The 18972-nt window shown below is 32.3% G+C and carries 14 protein-coding genes; 8 read left to right on the plus strand and 6 right to left on the minus strand.

Going from position 1 to position 18972, the window contains the following annotated elements; genetic code table 11:
- Positions 1 to 24: 24 nt before the first annotated feature.
- Entirely contained in the window at positions 25 to 657 is a 633-nt protein-coding gene (locus OU788_RS01930; RefSeq protein WP_274633601.1) for an NAD(P)H-dependent oxidoreductase, read from the minus strand.
- Between the two features lie 123 nt (positions 658 to 780).
- On the opposite strand from OU788_RS01930, the gene OU788_RS01935 reads away from it, so the two are divergent.
- Positions 781 to 2052, plus strand: a complete 1272-nt coding sequence (locus tag OU788_RS01935; RefSeq protein WP_274633602.1) for a DUF2851 family protein — start codon at positions 781 to 783, stop codon at positions 2050 to 2052.
- Positions 2053 to 2113: 61 nt separating this feature from the next.
- Here OU788_RS01935 and OU788_RS01940 read toward each other — a convergent pair whose 3' ends face one another.
- The 5 genes from OU788_RS01940 to uvrA all read right to left on the minus strand — a co-directional run bounded on the left by OU788_RS01940 (position 2114) and on the right by uvrA (position 12092).
- On the minus strand, positions 2114 to 4567 hold the full coding sequence (locus OU788_RS01940; protein ID WP_274633603.1) for an alpha-ketoacid dehydrogenase subunit alpha/beta: 2454 nt from the start codon (positions 4565 to 4567) through the stop codon (positions 2114 to 2116).
- 117 nt (positions 4568 to 4684) lie between these two features.
- Positions 4685 to 7468 carry an aminopeptidase gene (locus OU788_RS01945; RefSeq protein WP_274633604.1) on the minus strand — a complete coding sequence of 928 codons (2784 nt, stop codon included), beginning with the start codon at positions 7466 to 7468 and terminating at the stop codon, positions 4685 to 4687.
- Positions 7469 to 7560: 92 nt separating this feature from the next.
- Positions 7561 to 8271, minus strand: a complete 711-nt coding sequence (locus tag OU788_RS01950) for an LOG family protein (RefSeq protein ID WP_274633635.1) — start codon at positions 8269 to 8271, stop codon at positions 7561 to 7563.
- Between the two features lie 153 nt (positions 8272 to 8424).
- The gene (locus OU788_RS01955; protein WP_274633605.1) at positions 8425 to 9258 is read right to left on the minus strand and encodes an alpha/beta hydrolase; all 834 of its coding nucleotides are present in this window, start codon (positions 9256 to 9258) and stop codon (positions 8425 to 8427) included.
- Positions 9259 to 9269: 11 nt separating this feature from the next.
- Entirely contained in the window at positions 9270 to 12092 is a 2823-nt protein-coding gene (gene uvrA / locus OU788_RS01960; RefSeq protein WP_274633606.1) for an excinuclease ABC subunit UvrA, read from the minus strand.
- A gap of 113 nt (positions 12093 to 12205) precedes the next feature.
- On the opposite strand from uvrA, the gene OU788_RS01965 reads away from it, so the two are divergent.
- The 7 genes from OU788_RS01965 (at position 12206) to OU788_RS01995 (ending at position 18963) form a co-directional block, all read left to right on the plus strand.
- Positions 12206 to 12388 carry a PspC domain-containing protein gene (locus OU788_RS01965; RefSeq protein WP_274633607.1) on the plus strand — a complete coding sequence of 61 codons (183 nt, stop codon included), beginning with the start codon at positions 12206 to 12208 and terminating at the stop codon, positions 12386 to 12388.
- The gene (locus OU788_RS01970; protein WP_274633608.1) at positions 12385 to 13389 is read left to right on the plus strand and encodes a potassium channel family protein; all 1005 of its coding nucleotides are present in this window, start codon (positions 12385 to 12387) and stop codon (positions 13387 to 13389) included. Before OU788_RS01965 ends, OU788_RS01970 begins: the two co-directional genes overlap by 4 nt.
- Before the next feature lie 315 nt (positions 13390 to 13704).
- Entirely contained in the window at positions 13705 to 15396 is a 1692-nt protein-coding gene (locus tag OU788_RS01975) for an alanine/glycine:cation symporter family protein (RefSeq protein WP_274633609.1), read from the plus strand.
- A gap of 12 nt (positions 15397 to 15408) precedes the next feature.
- Positions 15409 to 16308, plus strand: coding sequence for a ComEA family DNA-binding protein (locus tag OU788_RS01980; protein WP_274633610.1), 900 nt, complete (start codon positions 15409 to 15411; stop codon positions 16306 to 16308).
- Between the two features lie 25 nt (positions 16309 to 16333).
- On the plus strand, positions 16334 to 17500 hold the full coding sequence (locus OU788_RS01985; RefSeq protein ID WP_274633611.1) for an acyl-CoA dehydrogenase family protein: 1167 nt from the start codon (positions 16334 to 16336) through the stop codon (positions 17498 to 17500).
- A 292-nt stretch (positions 17501 to 17792) separates the two neighbouring features.
- The gene (gene rpsU / locus OU788_RS01990; RefSeq protein ID WP_274633612.1) at positions 17793 to 17990 is read left to right on the plus strand and encodes a 30S ribosomal protein S21; all 198 of its coding nucleotides are present in this window, start codon (positions 17793 to 17795) and stop codon (positions 17988 to 17990) included.
- 85 nt (positions 17991 to 18075) lie between these two features.
- Positions 18076 to 18963 carry a tyrosine-type recombinase/integrase gene (locus OU788_RS01995; protein WP_274633613.1) on the plus strand — a complete coding sequence of 296 codons (888 nt, stop codon included), beginning with the start codon at positions 18076 to 18078 and terminating at the stop codon, positions 18961 to 18963.
- Positions 18964 to 18972 lie beyond the last annotated feature (9 nt).

Here is an 18972-nt window from a genome sequence, read left to right on the forward strand (position 1 = left end):
TTCGTAATTCATAATTTAGATTATCTAAGAAAGTTCAATAACCACTTCTTCGGTTTTTCTTCGAACTTTTTTTAAGTCTTTCATATAATCGTCTTCAGCTCTAAAACCAACGGGTAAAACTAAAACCGAATTTAAGTTTAGCTTATTTAAACCTAAAATTTCATCATATTTTACTGGGTTAAAACCTTCCATAGGGCAACTGTCAATCTTTTCGTTTGCAGCTACGGTCATAAGATTTCCTAAAGCGATATAGGCTTGATTTTTCATCCAAGAGGTAAGAATTTCTTTGGGTTTGTTAGCAATGTCATTTACTAAAAATTCTTTAAACGGATTTAAAATTTCGTCTGGTGTGTTTCTTGTGTCTTTTACTAATTTAAAGTAGCTTTCAACGTGTTCAGAAGTCAATTCTTTAGGAATACAAAGTACTAGTAAATGCGAAGCTTGTACAACCTGAAGTTGGTTCCAAGAATGCGCTACTAATTGTTGCTGTAAATCTTTGTTTTTTACCACAACCATTTTTACAGGTTGTAATCCGTATGAAGTTGCAGTTAAGTTAAAAGCTTCTTTTAAAATATTGATTTGTTCTTTGGAAAGAAATTTATGTTCGTCAAATTTTTTAACAGCATAACGCCATTGTAAATTTTCTATACTATTCATGTGGTTTAATTTTCTTATTCGGCAAAAATAGTTGAATAGGACATTGTTATAAAATACTTTGGATAATAAAAATTGATAATGCCATAAAAATATTTTGTAAATTCATGGAGAAAAAGGAAGTTTATGAAAGAAGAGTTTTTACATTTTTTGTGGAAATACAAGCTGTTCAGTACAACAGATTTAAAATCGACTAAAGAAGAATCTATTGAGATTGTTAATTCAGGAATTTATAATACCAATACCGGTCCTGATTTTTTAAATGCACAATTAAAAATTGATGGTCAGTTATGGATTGGAAATATAGAGATTCATTTAAAATCATCTGATTGGTATGCGCATCATCATGAAGAAGACACAAATTACGATGCGATAATTTTACATGTGGTGTGGAGTTATGATGCTGATGTTTTTATGAAAAATAATCTTCCTTTGCCTACTTTAGAACTGGAAAAGTTTGTTCAAAAAGAAGTATTGGTAAATTACCAGAAATTATTTTCAAAAGAACAACGATGGATTCCCTGTGAAAAGCAAATAGTAGAAGTAGATTCTTTTTTGTTGAATAATTGGTTGGAACGACTGTATTTTGAACGATTAGAAAATAAAGCTGTTTTTATCAAAGAATTGTTGGTGAAATCAAATAATGATTATGAAGCTGTATTATTCAAACTACTCGCCAAAAACTTTGGATTAAAAGTTAATGGAGAAGCTTTTTTTGATATGTCTAATTCTTTTGATTTTTCTGTATTGCGAAAAGTTCGGTTTCAGGAAGAGCAACTATCCGCTTTATTATTTGGACAATCAGGATTTTTAGAAGACGAAGTTGAAGATGGTTATTATACACAACTGCAAAATGAGTATAAATACTTACAGCATAAACATCAGTTACAGCCTTTAACAAAAAACCGATTTCAATTTTTTAGAATGCGTCCGAACAATTTTCCAACGATTCGAATAGCTCAGTTGGTTGCTTTGTATTTCAGGCATCAGCATTTATTTTCTCAAATAGTAGAAGTCTCTCGTTTACAAGATTTTTATATGTTGTTTTCGGTGGAAGTGAATGATTTTTGGAAAACACATTATACGTTTGAAACCACTTCAAAAAAATCACCGAAAAGATTAACTAAATCGTTTGTTGATTTATTGGTCATCAATACGATAATACCTTTAAAATTTGTGTATGAACAAGAAAGAGGAGCAGTAAATGAAGAACAATTATTGCAATTAATGCAACAATTAAAATCAGAGAAAAACTCTATTGTTAGTAAGTTTTCTGAGTTAAAAATTAAAGGGAAAAATGCTTTTGAAACACAAGCTTTGTTAGAGTTAAAAAATAACTATTGCACAAAGCAAAAATGTTTACAATGCGCTATAGGAAATAGCTTGTTGCGTAAATAAAAAATCTCGTGAATGTAAACTCACGAGACTCATCTATATTCTTTTATCTAAAAGCGAAGTGTTAGTATAAACTCTTAAATTTTGCAGGATTTACCTCGTGCATAATTTCGTATACTTTTTCAAAAATATCTTCAGCAGAAGGTTTAGAGAAATAATCTCCGTCAGTACCATAAGCAGGTCTGTGTGCTTTTGCTGTTAAGGTTTGAGGTTTGCTATCTAAATGTTTGTATCCATTTTGGTTTTCAACAATTTCTTGTAATAAATATGCTGAAGCTCCTCCAGGAACATCTTCGTCAACTACTAACAAACGATTCGTTTTAGCAACCGATTTAACTGTATCATGATTGATGTCGAAAGGTAATAAACTTTGTGCATCTACAATTTCTACATCAATACCCACTTGAGCTAAATCTTTAGCAGCTTCTTCCACAATTCGTAAGGTAGAACCATAAGAAACAATAGTAATATCGCTTCCCTCTTTTATAGTTTCAACAACACCAATAGGAGTTTTAAAATCTCCTAAGTTGGTAGGTAATTCTTCTTTTAAACGGTATCCGTTTAAACACTCTACTACTAAAGCAGGATCGTCACCTTCTAATAAAGTATTATAGAATCCGGCAGCTTTGGTCATGTTACGAGGAACCAATACGTGAATACCTCTTACATTATTGATAATTCCACCCATTGGAGAACCAGAATGCCAAATTCCTTCTAAACGATGCCCACGGGTACGAATAATTAACGGTGCTTTTTGCTTACCAAAAGTACGGTAACGTAACGTAGCTAAATCGTCACTCATAATTTGTAAAGCGTACAGTAAATAATCTAAATATTGAATTTCAGCAATCGGACGTAAACCACGCATAGCCATACCAATACCTTGACCTAAAATGGTAGCTTCACGAATTCCAGTATCAGAAACACGTAATTCACCAAACTTCTCTTGTAAACCTTCTAATCCTTGGTTTACATCTCCAATATAACCTGCATCCTCTCCAAAGATTAATACCTCTGGGTGTTTTGCCAAAATTGCATCAAAATTATCACGCATAATAATACGTGCATCTACCATATTTTTTTCTGAAGCATAGGTTGGAGCTTCAGCAGGAACATTTTCAGTAGCTAATTCAGTTTCACTTAATAAATGAGAAGAATATTTTACAGCAGCTTTATCAATTGAAGTTTTAATAAAGTTTTGTAAAGTAGTTTTTTCAGCAAGATTTTCATCTCTTAAATAACGTAACGTTTTACGAGCAGCTACTAAAATATCTTTTCTAATAGGTTCTGCAATAGCAGCTAAATCGTTTTTGTATTTTGTAATGAAAGATCCGTTGTTGCTCTTTTCAGCGATAGTATCTAATAAAGTAATAGCTTCAGCAACTTCTGCTTTAATTTCATTAGTATAAGCACTCCAAGCATCACGTTTAGCTTTACTTACTTCTTTTTTAGCTTCTTTTTCAATATTGATTAAATCTTCTTCAGAATCAATAAATTTTAAAGTTTCTCCGTCTTCATTTTCTAATTCAAACTCTAAAATCCATTTACGCATTTGAGCAATACAATCAAATTCTTGCTCCCATTGTAAACGCTCTTTCGATTTGTAACGTTCGTGAGAACCAGAAGTAGAGTGTCCTTGAGGTTGCGTTAATTCTTTTACATGAATTAATACAGGAATATGTTGCTCTCTTGCAATTTGAGAAGCTTTGTTATAAGTGTCGATTAGCTGAACATAATCCCATCCATTTACTACAAAGATTTCATACCCGTTACTTTCGTTTTCACGTTGGAATCCTTTTAAAATTTCAGAAATGCTTTCTTTGGTAGTTTGATGACGTGCGTGTACTGAAATTCCGTACTCATCATCCCAAACATTCATCACCATCGGAACTTGTAAAACACCAGCTGCGTTGATTGTTTCAAAAAACAATCCTTCACTTGTACTAGCATTACCAATGGTGCCCCAAGCAACTTCGTTTCCGTTGATTGAAAAATTAGTGTGTTTTTCTAATCCTTCAACGTTTCTGTAAATTTTAGATGCTTGTGCCAATCCTAACAAACGAGGCATTTGACCTGCAGTAGGAGAGATGTCAGATGATGAATTTTTTTGAGCTGTTAAGTTTTTCCAATCTCCATTTTCATCTAAAGAATGGGTTGCAAAATGACCTCCCATTTGACGACCTGCTGACATCGGCTCAACATCAATATCAGTATGAGCATATAAACCAGCAAAAAATTGTTGTGGAGTTAATTCTCCAATAGCCATCATAAAGGTTTGATCGCGGTAATAACCCGAACGAAAATCTCCATTTTGAAAGGCTTTAGCCATAGCTAATTGAGGTACTTCTTTACCATCACCGAAAATCCCAAATTTAGCTTTACCCGTTAAAACTTCTCTACGTCCTAATAAACTACATTCTCGACTAATACGAGCAATTCTATAGTCGTTTAAAACTTCGTTTTTAAAATCTTCAAAAGAAAGCTGTTGAGTATTAACTATTTCGGTATTTTGCATCATAATCATCTAATTTAGGTATGGTTACAAAGATAGGTTTTTTAGTTGAAATTTAAAAATTTCTCTTTTCATTGCATATTTTTCAAAAATAAAGCGAAAAATCAAAAAATATTGAAGTATCTATAATATACCTCTTCTAACAAAGTTATAAATCTGATCAATATCAGTCGTGATGATAAACCTAATTTTTGAAGGATAAGCTTCTTTGGTAACTTCAAATCCTTCGTTTGTGTATATTGGAAGATAAAATTCAAAAATATCAGGAAGGAAGTTTAAACGAATACCATTTTCATAAAAAAACTTAGGAGCATCATTTTTGTTTTTCAACATGGCAACATCATTGTAAATTTCGGCCCACTTCCAAACGCTTACGCTGGTGTTTACTGAGGTTATAAATTGATTGGCAAATGAGGGAGTGTTAAATTTCGATTTAAAACCTCCTTGACCAACTACAAACTGTTGGCTGAAAATTCCTTCGTTTTCAGAACGTCCAAATAAATTTTGTTCAAATAAATAATCGTTTCCGCGGTTTAATCCGAAGCTAAAATAATTTCCTTCTGTTTTATTGGACACAAAAAGTCCGCCAAAAAATCGAATTTCATAACTTTCATCTGCAGTAAAAAATTTTCTGTAACGAAGATCTGTTGATATTTTACTAAAACTTGAATTTATTTCTGCATTGGCAGCAAAGCGGATTCTTTTTACAGCATCAAACTTATTGTTAATGTAACGTAAATTAAAAATATTGTATTTGTCTTTATCACTTTTAATTTCACCTGACGGAATTTCTTTATTAACACTTACAAGTCGAACAGTAAAAGATTTTGCCCCAATATCACGAAGGGTGTTTCGCCTAAACTGAAAACTAACAAAGGGAGTTAGAGTGTTGTAACCAAGCTCTGGGGCGTAATGAAAATTACTACCACCAATTCCGTAGCGTATTTTATATAAGTCAGGGCTTTTAAGAAAATGATTGTAGGCAACAACGAATGAACCTGTTAAATTTTGACTCTTAGTACTGTAGTTTGGAGTGATGCTGAATTCAAAGTTTCGATTGACGATTGATCTGTTATTAATATTAACCCCAAGTATTAATCCGTCATATAAATTGTATTTAAAATCGGGATAATAAAATAGCTGATTATAATAAGGGTTTTCAAAATCTTTGAAAAAACGAAATTGAAGCGGTTTGTTGATAAGATTGTTATTTACATTTCTAAAATTATCTAATGAATTAAATTCAGGGTAGCTATTTTCATAGTTTAATGCAAGCTTTTTAAAATCACCTCTTTTAATTTTTACGGTTTTGGTTGAATCAACATCGGTTACCCAAGTTTTAAATTCAATGTCTTTTTTTTGAATTCCATACAAAGCCACAGGAGCGCTGAAATCACTTTTGTTTTTAATAGTAACGTATAAAGAATCTTTGTTTTCAGAAAAAGTAACCTTATTTATTTTATAATCTATTTTTTTGTCAGTGGTAATATAATCTCCAAAGAACCACTGTAAATCTTTAGAGGTGTTTTTTTGAAGTATATTAGCGAAATCACTACTGTTTGAAGGTTTAAGTTGATGTTTTATGTAGAACTCTTTTACAGATTTTTTTAAAATACTGTCTCCAACAAAGTTTTGAAGATATTTAAAACCAAGACCAGCTTTATACTTGCTAACTACCTTTCTATTGAAGTTAGAAAGCGAGTCGCTAGCTGTAGTTAAAGGTTGATCGTAAAATTTACGAGAGCTAAATTGATAAACAAGCGCATATTTATCATTTTGCTTTAATTGAGAAATATTATACGATTTAATAGGCCAGTAGTTAGAATATTTACCTAAAATAGTGATGTCGGGATAATATTTTTTAACGTACTCCATCATCAAAAAGGTTTGTAAGCCATCAGTTAACCAATAATCTTTTCGGGTATTTTGAATAATAACATCGTCAAAATATTTTTGAACAAGTGCTTTAAAAAATCCGGTTTCCCATCTAAAGTTGTTAGGAAATGGTTTTAACCACTTTGGAAGACCGTAAATTTCATGCAATGAGTTTTTGCTTACTGTACGAGCATCAACAAGAATTTCGGGGTGCGGATGTTTCCCTATAAAATTTTCAATAAATTGTATTTGTCTGTCTATAATCTTAGTTGTTTCCTTGTTAGGAATACTCTTTAAATAAGCATCTGTTTTTATTTCTTTATCTTTTATTTTGAAAGATTTGAATGTTTTAAGAGAGTCTATGTGTAATATAATATCTTTCTTTTTTCCGCCAACTAAATAGTAATTGGTAACATCTTTTTGTTCGGTTTTATATTGATACAAGTTGCTCTCAACAAAGTAATTTTTAGGAACTTCAATAGAAATGTTATAGCTAGAAAGGTTTTCGTATAAATCATCTAAATTTATGTTGCTCATGAGGTGCCATTCTCCATCAAAAATAGCAGGAGTTACATACCAAAAACGTAAATGATAGCCTGTTTTTGTTTTTCCGTATCCTGTGTATTTAGCATTCGGAATTTTTACAAAATAGGAAGTGTTTATAATTAAACTATCGTTCGGTTTTAGTTCTTCGTCAAGGTTTATTTTAACAATATCAGGATGCTTTTTTTTCTCTTTAAAAACAACTCGTTTATTGTTAACGGCTACGTTTTTTATGTAGCTAAACCCTTTGTCTTGATCTTTAGAAAAGTAAAAGTCATTTTTATAATCTTCAATAAAACGCTTTGCTAAAGGAGTGTTGTTGTCAGTAAAACTATTTCCCCAATTGTGTAGATATAATTCAGATATACTTGAGGTAGAAGTGTTGAAATAAATTATTTTTTGATCAATATGAATAAGATCGTCATCTACATCTAGTCTTGCTTTTATTTCAATACTGTTTTCTTGCGCTAGTAGATGAACACAGCACAAAGAGACAAAAGTTATAAAAAGGGATATTTTTTTTTTCAGCATTAAATAAAAAAGCTCGATGTGAATTCAACGAGCTTTAAAGATAATTATTTTTAGAAATTAGGTTTCAACTGATATTTAGCATAGAATTTATTGAAGTGTTCTACGGCTTCATCAGCGGTATCAACGACTCTAAACAGGTTCAGGTCTTTTTCGCTAATGTTTCCTTCTTCTATTAAGGTGTTTTTAATCCAGTCTAATAAACCACCCCAGAATTTTTTACCTACTAAAACAATTGGGAAACGACCAATTTTGTTGGTTTGAATAAGAGTGATTGCTTCAAAAAGTTCATCCATCGTACCAAAACCACCAGGCATCACTACAAAACCTTGTGAATATTTTACAAACATTACTTTACGAACAAAAAAGTAATCGAATTCTAAGTTTTTATCGCTATCAATCCAAGGGTTGTCATGTTGTTCAAAAGGTAATTCGATATTTAAACCTACCGAAGTTCCTTTACCGCGATGAGCTCCTTTGTTACCAGCTTCCATAATACCTGGTCCACCACCGGTAATAACTCCAAATCCACTTTGTGTTAGTTTAAAAGCTACTTCTTCGGCTAGTTTATAATATGGGTCGTCTGTTTTTGTACGGGCAGAACCAAAAATAGATACACAAGGTCCTATTTTACTAAGTTTTTCATAGCCATCAACAAACTCAGACATAATTTTAAAAATTGCCCAAGAATCGTTTGTTTTTATTTCGTTCCAAGTTTTTTGTTGTAGTTTTTCTCTAATTTTTCTGTCATCATTCGGAGTCATAATTCTTCTACTTTTTATATTAAATAACAAATTATTTGCTAAAAATTTAAATTTTAGCAAGCCTGCTAATTTAGCGGTTTTTAACAATAGAAAAAAGGTAAAAGAAAAAAACTACCTAAAAGGTAGTTGTAGTGTGGTGCTTGAAAAATATATTTATTGTTCTTTTTTATAAAGTGTTTTAAATGCTTCGTGTACTGCAGGATGCAATATGGTAGCATGATCTTCATCATAATCTGGTTTGTAAATACAGTTGATGTCACTCTTACTAGTTAACTTTTCAGCTAAATCATCGGCAATTTCATTCATAGCAGGATGCTCTTTTCCAACAGATAAAAACACGTTTGGATTAGAAAACTGCTGATTGTTTAACAAACTATCAATGTTTTTTAGCATTCGGTATTCGTTCCACCATAACGACGGACTAACAATGATATAATCGTTAAACATACTTGGGTTTTTTAGTAAAATTTCTGTAGCTAATAAACCTCCTAACGATTGACCGATTAATGTTGTATGATTACTGGTTTTATAGTTTTTATTGATGTATGGTTGTGCTTCTTCCTTTAAAAAACGAATGAATTTCTCTGAGCCTCCATGGGTAGGAAAATCTTTAGTATCTAAACTATCTTTACTAGGGTGTGTAAAATCTCTATTTCTATCAATATTTCCAACACCTACAACAATGGTGGGTTGCATTTGAGTTGATAATTGCATAAACTGAACCAGTCCAGCAATGTGTTTAAAATCCTCTTCTTTAGAGCCGTCTAACAAATAAATAGTATTATAGGTTCTAGTTGAATCAGGATGATAACCAAGAGGTAAATAAATGTTTAAATTTCTGTCTTCATTTAAAATATAAGAATGCAAGGTAGCTACTTCACCGATAGAAATTTGCTCTTTTTTATTTTCTATTTTAACCTCTTGTCTTTTGGTATTACATGCAATTGAGGTAAAAAGTATTAGAATGTAAAAATAATTCTTCATCATACCTTGGGTTTTTAGTTTAGTTCTTTCTTTAAGAATTTGGCAGTATAACTTGTTTTGTGTTTAGCAACTTCTTCTGGAGTTCCCGAAGTCAGTACTTTTCCACCTTTTTTCCCACCTTCCATACCGATGTCAATAATATAATCGGCAAGTTTTATGACATCTAAATTATGCTCAATAATTAATACGGTATTTCCTTTGTTGGCTAATTTGTTTAGTACTTCCATTAAAACGCGGATATCTTCAAAGTGTAATCCAGTAGTTGGTTCATCTAAAATATAAAAGGTGTTTCCGGTATCTCTTTTTGATAATTCTGAAGCTAATTTAATACGTTGCGCTTCTCCACCAGAAAGTGTGGTAGATTGTTGTCCTAGTGTGATATATCCTAAACCAACATCTTTAATTGTTTTTAACTTACGGTGTATTTTAGGAATGTGTTCAAAAAATTCGGTAGCTTCGTTAATAGTCATATCTAATACATCAGAAATTGACTTTCCTTTGTAGCGAATTTCTAAGGTTTCTCTATTAAAACGTTTCCCTTGACAGGTTTCACATTCTACATGAACATCGGGTAAGAAATTCATTTCTATAACTCGAACACCTCCTCCTTGACAAGTTTCACAACGCCCACCTTTTACATTGAAGCTAAATCTTCCAGGTTTGTAACCACGAATAGATGCTTCAGGAGTTTTAGCAAATAAGCTTCTAATTTCGCTAAACACACCTGTATAAGTAGCAGGATTAGATCGAGGTGTTCTTCCAATAGGAGATTGGTCGATATCAATTACTTTATCAATATGTTCTAGCCCTTCAATTTTCTTGTAAGGCATTGGCTTTTTTACCGCTCGATAAATATGAGAATTTAAAATAGGGTAGAGGGTTTCGTTAATTAAAGTAGATTTTCCACTACCAGAAACACCTGTTACACAAATCATTTTTCCTAAAGGGAATTCAACAGAAACATTTTTTAAGTTGTTTCCAGAAGCTCCTGATAGTTTAATACTATTTCCGTTTCCTTCACGACGTTTTTTAGGAACCTTTATTTCTTTTCTTTTAGATAGGTAATCTGCTGTAAGTGTATCGTGACTTTTTAAATCTTCAAAAGTACCTTCACTTACAATTTCACCACCATGTCGTCCTGCACCTGGACCGATATCTAAGACAAAATCAGCATTTTTAATCATGTCTTCATCGTGTTCGACTACTAAAACAGAGTTTCCAACATCACGAAGTTTAATTAAAGAATCGATTAATTTCTGATTGTCACGTTGATGTAAACCAATACTTGGTTCATCTAAAATATAAAGTACCCCGACTAATTGAGAACCAATTTGTGTTGCTAATCGAATACGTTGTGCTTCACCACCTGAAAGTGACTTTGATGTTCTGTCCAAAGTCAAATAATCCAAACCAACATCTAATAAAAATTGAATTCGTGTACGGATTTCTTTTAAAATTTCAGCGGCAATTGTTAGTTGTTTTTCCGAAAGTTCTTTATCAACTTTTTGAAACCAGCTAGCTAATTCCAGTACATCCATATGAGCTAAATCGCTGATGTTTTTATCAGTGATTTTAAAATGAAGGGCTTCTTTCTTCAAACGTTTTCCTTCACATACAGAACAAGTAACTTCATCCATAAAATCTTTAGCCCAACGTTTGATAGAAGTACTTTCAGAATTGTTATATTGATTTTCAATAAAAGCGATGATGCCTTCAAAGTCGATCTCGTAGTTTCTAGTAACTCCTGCGGCTTTTGACTGAATTTCAAATTTTTCCTTTCCACCATGTAAAATAACTTCCATAGCTTCTTTTGGAATGCTTTTTATAGGATCGGTTAATTTGAAATTATAACGTTCAGCGATAGTTTGAAGCTGTTTAAAAATCCAGCTATTTTTTTGTTCTCCTAACGGAACAATTCCTCCGTTTTTAATAGAAATGTTATCATCGGGAATTACTTTTTGGTTGTTTATTTCGTTGGTAATACCCAATCCATTACAATGTGTACAAGCTCCTTTAGGAGAGTTGAAAGAAAAAGTATTAGGTTCAGGGTTTGGATAAGCAATTCCTGTAGTAGGACACATTAATTCTCGACTGAAATAACGCGGTTTTTCATCATCAACATCAATTACCATTAAGATGTTATCACCTGTATATAAAGCTGTTTTAATAGTTTCTTCTAGGCGTTTTTCAGCAGTGTCATTTACAACCAAACGATCAATAACCACTTCAATATCGTGGGTTTTGTAACGATCGAGTTTCATGCCTTTTTCAATCTCTCTAATTTCTCCATCGACACGCACACGTACAAATCCTTGCTTAGAAATTTGCTCGAACAACTCACGATAATGCCCTTTTCTAGATTTGATTAAAGGAGCAAGAATTGCAATGCGTTTACCATCAAAATCTTTTAAAATCAATTCTTTGATCTGCTCGTCAGAATAACTTACCATTTTCTCTCCTGTATTGTATGAGTAGGCATCTGCTGCACGAGAAAATAATAAACGCAGGAAATCGTAAATTTCGGTAATGGTACCTACAGTAGAACGTGGACTTTTATTAGTCGTCTTTTGTTCAATAGAAATTACGGGAGATAAACCATCTATTTTATCAACATCAGGACGCTCTAATCCCCCTAAAAACTGACGTGCATAGGCGGAAAATGTTTCGATATATCGACGTTGTCCTTCAGCATAAATGGTGTCGAAAGCTAAAGAAGATTTCCCACTTCCGCTTAAACCAGTAATCACAACTAGCTTTTCACGAGGAATTTTAACATCAATATTCTTTAAATTATGAGCTCGAGCTCCGTAAACTTCTATGTATTCTTGTTCTTTCAAAGTGAGGATTTTACCAAAAACAGCAAAGTTACCAAAACCAAATTTATTTTGAAGCAGCGATTATCAACAAATAAACTGAAAATAGTATATTGCGAATAAAACTTAATTAATAAATGAAATTTATCCATTCTGTACGACATTTTTTTGAACGACACGGATTTAATGTGTCTTCACGATTTGCAGATCGTTTAGGTATGCGAGCTACTAATGTTCGTTTATTTTTTATTTATATATCATTTGTTACTGTAGGTTTGTCATTTGGGTTGTACTTAACCATGGCGTGTTTTGATTTATGACAAACACCGTATTTCAATCAAGGTTATATAGAGCAATTATTCTTTCCTCGTCAATAGTGGCGCTTGGTGTGTTGGGGTATATCCTGCTTTTTGGATATTCGTTTGTCGATGCACTTTACATGACTACTATTACAATAAGTACCATCGGATTCGGAGAAGTGCATCCGTTCGGAGTAGGAGAAAAACTCTTTACCATAGGTTTAATAATATCGAGTTTATTTGTTATTGGTTATGCAGTTTCATCGTTTTCAGAATATTTAATCAGTGGGCAATTTTTTCATCAAATAAAAGTAAAAAAAGTGCAAAAAAAAATAGAAGAATTACAAGGACACACTATTGTTTGTGGTTATGGGAGAAATGGAAGACAAGCTATTTCGAAATTAAAAAGTTATAAAAAACAAATAGTTGTGGTTGAAAAGTATGAAGGAATCGTTAAACAGTTAGATGAAAAAGGGGTGTTAACAATTGAAGGAGATGCTACGCTTGACGAAACTTTATTGAGAGCGGGTATAATGAATGCCGATAATTTAATTACAGCATTACCTTCAGACGCCGATAATTTATTTGTAGTATTAACAGCAAAACAGTTAAATAAAGATTGTAAAATTATAAGTAGAGCCTCGAAAGAAACGTCTTACAATAAGTTAAAAATTGCAGGGGCTGATAATGTGATTATGCCCGATAAGTTGGGAGGCTCGCATATGGCATCTTTAGTAGTAACTCCAGATGTAATTGAGTTTGTAGATAGATTAACTATTGAAGGAGAAACTACAGCAAACTTAGAAGAAGTAGCCATTAATGATTTGCCAGAAAAATACTTAGATAAAACAATTTTAGATTTAGATCTTCGTAAAAAGACCGGATGTACCGTTATCGGTTACCGTACACCAAGTAAGGAGTATATTATAAATCCTGAAGCAGAAGTAAAGCTAGAAGCAGGAGGAAATCTTATTGTTTTAGGTCGACCAGAACAAATAAATACTTTAAGAAAGCTATTTTAAAAAGAGGTGAATGGTTTTTTCTAATTTTCTGTCAAAATAGTTGCGAAAAACTAAATAAAAGTACATTCTTTTTTGTTTTATAAAAATCTTAAAGTTTGTAGGGGTTTTGGTGCTTTTATTTAAGGGTTTTAAAACCAGTAAAGCTGAGGATATCTTCAAAATAAAGCCAATACACGATTAGTGGTTTAAGTAGGGTTTTACAAAAATTTAAAGAAAAACTAATCTTATCTTCATATTTAACGATTAAAACTTGTCGTAAGTTCATTTTTTTATGATATTGCGGGCTACTAAATCAAAAAATCTAATACTTACATTATGAATAAAAGATTACTTGCATTGCTGTTTTTGATAACGCCGATGTTCACATTTGCACAAGAAAAAGGTTTGGATCAACAAATTGATGAAGCATTTAAACCTATATCAGATTTCTTTAGTAGTGTAATTTTCTTTCCAGTATTTGGAACCCCTTTTGTATTGATTTTGTTAGTGGCAAGTGCCGCTTTTTTTACGGTTTATTTTGGGTTTCCTAACATTCGCCACTTTTTTACAGCAATCAATGTTGTTAGAGGTAAATATGAAGATATAGAGAAGCATGGAGCGCAATTATTGTATGGAGAAGATGGTATAGCTCAAGGAGTTGATATGAACAATGTAGATGATATCGAAGAGCATATAGAAAATATTGAAAGCATACATAGCGATTTAGAAATTGATGGAGATATAAAAGATACGATAAGAGATGAGAGTCATGAAGGAGAAGTATCGCATTTCCAAGCATTGGCAACAGCTGTTTCGGGTACAGTAGGTAATGGTAATATAGCAGGGGTTGCATTGGCAATTGCTTTAGGAGGTCCAGGAGCAACTTTCTGGATGATTATTTGTGGTTTATTAGGTATGTCAACAAAATTTGTTGAATGTACTTTAGGGGTTCACTATCGTGATGTAGGGAAAGACGGTACAGTATATGGAGGTCCTATGTATTATTTATCAAAAGGATTAAAAGAAAAAGGATATGCAACCTTAGGTAAAATTGCAGCAGCTGCATTTGCGGTGTTCTGTATTGGAGGATCTTTTGGTGGTGGTAACGCAGCACAATCTAATCAAGCAACAATTGTAATTAAAGAGTTATTAGGGTTAGAAAGTACAGCAGCAGGAGCTATAATAGGTTTAGTGTTAGCAGCTTTAGTAGGAATTATCATTATTGGAGGAATTAAAAGAATTGCTTCGGTAACAGAAAAAGTAGTTCCGTTTATGGCGGTGCTTTACGTATTAGCATGTTTGTATATTATTTTTAGTAACTTTTCTTTAATTGATGATGCTATCTCTTTAATTCTTGCCGAAGCATTTAACCCAACGGCAATTGGAGTTGGTGGTGTTATTGGTGTGTTATTAGTAGGGTTCAAAAGAGCAGCTTTCTCAAATGAAGCAGGAGCAGGTTCTGCTTCAATTGCGCATTCAGCAGTAAAAACAAAATATTCAGCTTCTGAAGGTTTAGTAGCCTTATTAGAGCCATTTATTGACACGGTATTAATTTGTACAATGACAGCTTTAGTAATTATCATGTTTAACTTCGGAGGAGCATTCGAATACGGAGGAGATGGTTCTGGATCTGTATTTATTGATGGTGTAGCTTACGAAGGAGCAGGAATTACATCAAAAGCATTTGCAGCTTATATTCCTTTTTCAAATGTATTTTTAACAGTAGCAGTAGTATTATTCGCTGTGTCAACTATGATTTCATGGTCTTACTACGGGTTACAATCTTGGAAGTTTTTATTCGGTAGAGGAAAAAAAGCGGATTTAACATATAAATTTTTATTCTTAACTTTCGTGGTAATTGGTGCTGCGGCTAGTATGAAATCTATTTGGGATTTCTCAGATGCAATGATTTTTGCAATGGTGTTCCCAAATATGGTAGGTTTATACTTGTTAATGCCAGTGGTTAAAAAGCAATTAAAAAGATATCTAGATGCTATTAACCTTAAAAAGGAAGCAATTGAAGATTAAAAACTAAAAAAAATGAAAATATTTAAACCCCATTTCTGGTATAACAAACGCCAACGAAATGGGGTTTTCTTTTTGTTGGCGGTAATTGTCGTCTTACAATTCATTTATGCTTTTGTTGATTTTTCTTCGGAAGATGAGCAAAACACTACAACAGATGAATTAATAGCTTTTCAATACCAAATAGATAGTTTAAAGCAAATAGAGCTAGAAAACAGGAAACCGAAGTTGTTTCCATTTAATCCAAATTATATAACAGACTTCAAAGGTTATCAGCTAGGGATGTCGGCAGAGGAAATCGATAGATTGCATAATTATAGAAAGCAAAATAAATGGATTAACTCAGTTAAAGACTTTAAAGAAGTAACAAAGATTTCTGATAGTTTGTTGGCTATAATTTCTCCATACTTTAAATTTCCAGATTGGGTAGTGAAAAGACAAAATCAAAAGAAAAATAAAGTTACTAAAACGAGTTCTTCTGAAAAGCCTATATATAGCAAGGTATATAAAACCTCCACCAACGATATTAATAAAGCTACGCAACAAGATTTTGAAACTGTTAGTGGAGTAGGAGAAGTGCTTGCTACAAGAATTATAAAATACCGAAATAAATTACAAGGATATTCGCTTTCGTCTCAATTGTATGAAGTTTGGGGGTTGAGTAAAGAAACTGCTAACGAGGTTCTAGAAACATTCAAAATTGTAGATAAACCAATTATAGCAAAAGTGAATGTAAACACAGCTACTTTTAAGGAAGTACTGAAAAATCCATATATAGATTATGAGCTATGTAAAAAGATTTTTGAGTATAGAGATGAGGTGGCTGAGCTTCAAAATATTTCAGAATTAAGAAATATTAAAGATTTTCCACTAGACAAATACGATAGAATAGTTATATATTTGGAAGCAAAATAACAAACAACAAACAATTAGAGAACGAATGAACAGTATGTATTTTACTGAAGAGCACGAGTCTTTTCGTCAAAGTTTTAAAGATTTTTTACAAAAAGAGGTTGTTCCGCATATAGATAAATGGGAAAAAGAAGGAACTGTTGAACGTTTTATTTGGAAGAAATTCGGTGAAATGGGATACTTTGGTTTAAATCAACCAGAAGAATACGGAGGATTAGGTTTAGACCTTTTTTATACAGTAATCTTTTTAGAAGAATTACAAAAAGTGAATTCAGGTGGTTTCGCAGCTAATATGTGGGCGCATGCTTACTTAGCGATGACACACGTAAATAAAGAAGGAGACGATCGTATTAAAAGAGAATACTTAACACCAAGTATTGAAGGAGATAAAATAGGGTGTTTATGTATTACTGAACCTTTTGGTGGAAGTGATGTGGCTGGAATGCGAACTACAGCAATTAAAAAAGGAGATACTTATGTGCTTAATGGATCAAAAACATTTATTACAAATGGAGTGTATTCTGATTATTTGGTAGTGGCTGCCAAAACAAATCCTGAAGATAAACATAAAGGAATGAGTATTTTTATGGTTGATAGAGATACTCCAGGAATTTCATCAACTAAATTAGATAAATTAGGTTGGAGAGCTTCTGATACTGCTGAAATCGCTTTTGATAATGTGGTAATTCCTGCTGAAAACTTAATGGGAGAAGAAGGGAAAGGATTTCCATATATCATGCAACACTTTGCGTTAGAAAGATTAATTATGGGAATCAACGCGCATGCACGTGCAGAATACGCTGTTGATTATGCTGTGCAATACATGAGTGAGCGTCAAGCGTTTGGTAAAACCTTAGATAAATTCCAAGCCTTACGTCATAAAGTTGCTGAAATGTCAAGTAGAGTAGATATGTGTAAAGAATATAATTACTCTATTGCAAAAAGATTAAACGATGGTGTTTATGTGGTGAAAGAAGCGAGTATGAGTAAATTACTGTCAACTAAAATGGCAGATGAGGTAATTTACGATGCATTGCAATTGTTAGGAGGTTATGGTTATATGGAAGAATATCCTATGGCGCGTTTACTTCGTGATAGCCGTTTAGGACCAATTGGTGGAGGAACTTCTGAAATCTTAAAAGAGATTATCGCAAAAATGGTAATAGATAAGAAAGAATATAAGCCAGCTACGTAATGTTGTTGATTATCATTTTTGCGAAAATGCGTCCTCGCATTGCAAAAATGGTAATAGACAAAAAAGAATACAAGCCAGCAACCTAAGTTGGTTAAATAATACTAAATAAGAATCCTGTTTTTGATAACAGGATTTTTTTTATGAAAAGAAATTTAAAAATAGTTGGTTTTAAACCAATACTTTGTATCTTTGCCGTCCAAATAAATTAAAAATAATATAATCTTCTGATATACTGTGTTTTATCAAAAGATTTTAAAATATAGAAAACTACAATGAAAGGAGGTGCAAAAATATGTTAATCATTCCAGTTAAAGAAGGAGAGAATATCGATAGAGCGTTAAAACGTTATAAGCGTAAATTTGATCGTACAAAAACGATGAAGCAATTACGTAACAGAAAGCAATTTACAAAGCCGTCTGTAGCTAAACGTGCTCAAATGATTAAAGCATCTTACGTTCAGAAGTTAAGAACTCAAGAAGAAGTAGGATAGTAATCATCCTTATAATGTATAAAAACCTGTGTTGATCTCAATACAGGTTTTTTTTGTACCTTCATTTTAATAAAAAGAAAGATATATGCTTATTGAAGCTTTTTTAGAATACTTAGCGTTTGAGAAAAACTATTCGAAACATACTATACAAGCATACAAAACAGATTTAATTGCATTTAAAGATTTTAGTGCGGTTGAATTTGATCAAGAAGATTTAGAAAACATACATTATAACCAAATACGAACATGGATTGTTAGTTTGGTGAATAGTGGTGTATCTAATAGAAGTGTAAATAGAAAGGTAAGTTCACTAAAGACCTTTTATAAGTTTTTGCAAAAAATAGGTGAAGTAACAACGAATCCGTTAGCGAGTCATAAAGCGTTAAAAGTTCAAAAGAAAATTCAAACACCATTCGATCAAAATGAAGTAGAAGAGGTGTTGAAGTTGTTAAATGAAGCTTCCGATTTTGAATCGATAAGAGATCGATTAATTGTTGAATTATTATATTCAACAGGAATGAGAAGAATAGAGTTAATAAATGTTAAAGAGAAAGATGTAGATCATTCTAAAAAAGCAATTAAAGTTTTAGGGAAAAGAAATAAAGAACGATATGTAACAATCTTGCCGTCAGTCTATAAAACGTTAGAAGAATATTTGTCTGAAAAAAAAGCGTATGAAATAGAAAATGAAGAAGCACTTTTTGTAACCAAAAAGGGAGTTAAAATTTATGAAACTCTTGTTTACCGAATAATAAATTTGTACTTTAGTAGGGTGTCGACAAAAGCAAAAAAAAGCCCCCATATTTTAAGGCACGCTTTTGCAACGCATTTACTAAATAACGGTGCGTCGTTAAATTCGGTTAAAGAATTACTAGGGCATTCAAGTTTAGCCTCTACCCAAGTGTATACGCATAATAGCTTGGAACAAATAAAAAAAGTGTATAATAAGGCTCATCCTAGAGAGTCAACCTAAAAGATCGAA

This window comes from Tenacibaculum sp. L6 (assembly GCF_028823685.1).
GTDB lineage: Bacteria > Bacteroidota > Bacteroidia > Flavobacteriales > Flavobacteriaceae > Polaribacter.

Coding starts and splice junctions, on each gene's coding strand:
- OU788_RS01985 (WP_274633611.1), top strand. CDS start 16,334: ATGAACAGTATGTATTTTACTGAAGAGCACGAGTCTTTTCGTCAAAGT.
- OU788_RS01955 (WP_274633605.1), bottom strand. CDS start 9,258: ATGATGAAGAATTATTTTTACATTCTAATACTTTTTACCTCAATTGCA.
- OU788_RS01980 (WP_274633610.1), top strand. CDS start 15,409: ATGAAAATATTTAAACCCCATTTCTGGTATAACAAACGCCAACGAAAT.
- OU788_RS01975 (WP_274633609.1), top strand. CDS start 13,705: ATGAATAAAAGATTACTTGCATTGCTGTTTTTGATAACGCCGATGTTC.
- OU788_RS01965 (WP_274633607.1), top strand. CDS start 12,206: ATGAAATTTATCCATTCTGTACGACATTTTTTTGAACGACACGGATTT.
- OU788_RS01930 (WP_274633601.1), bottom strand. CDS start 657: ATGAATAGTATAGAAAATTTACAATGGCGTTATGCTGTTAAAAAATTT.
- OU788_RS01995 (WP_274633613.1), top strand. CDS start 18,076: ATGCTTATTGAAGCTTTTTTAGAATACTTAGCGTTTGAGAAAAACTAT.
- OU788_RS01950 (WP_274633635.1), bottom strand. CDS start 8,271: ATGACTCCGAATGATGACAGAAAAATTAGAGAAAAACTACAACAAAAA.
- OU788_RS01970 (WP_274633608.1), top strand. CDS start 12,385: ATGACAAACACCGTATTTCAATCAAGGTTATATAGAGCAATTATTCTT.
- OU788_RS01935 (WP_274633602.1), top strand. CDS start 781: ATGAAAGAAGAGTTTTTACATTTTTTGTGGAAATACAAGCTGTTCAGT.
- rpsU (WP_274633612.1), top strand. CDS start 17,793: ATGTTAATCATTCCAGTTAAAGAAGGAGAGAATATCGATAGAGCGTTA.
- OU788_RS01940 (WP_274633603.1), bottom strand. CDS start 4,567: ATGATGCAAAATACCGAAATAGTTAATACTCAACAGCTTTCTTTTGAA.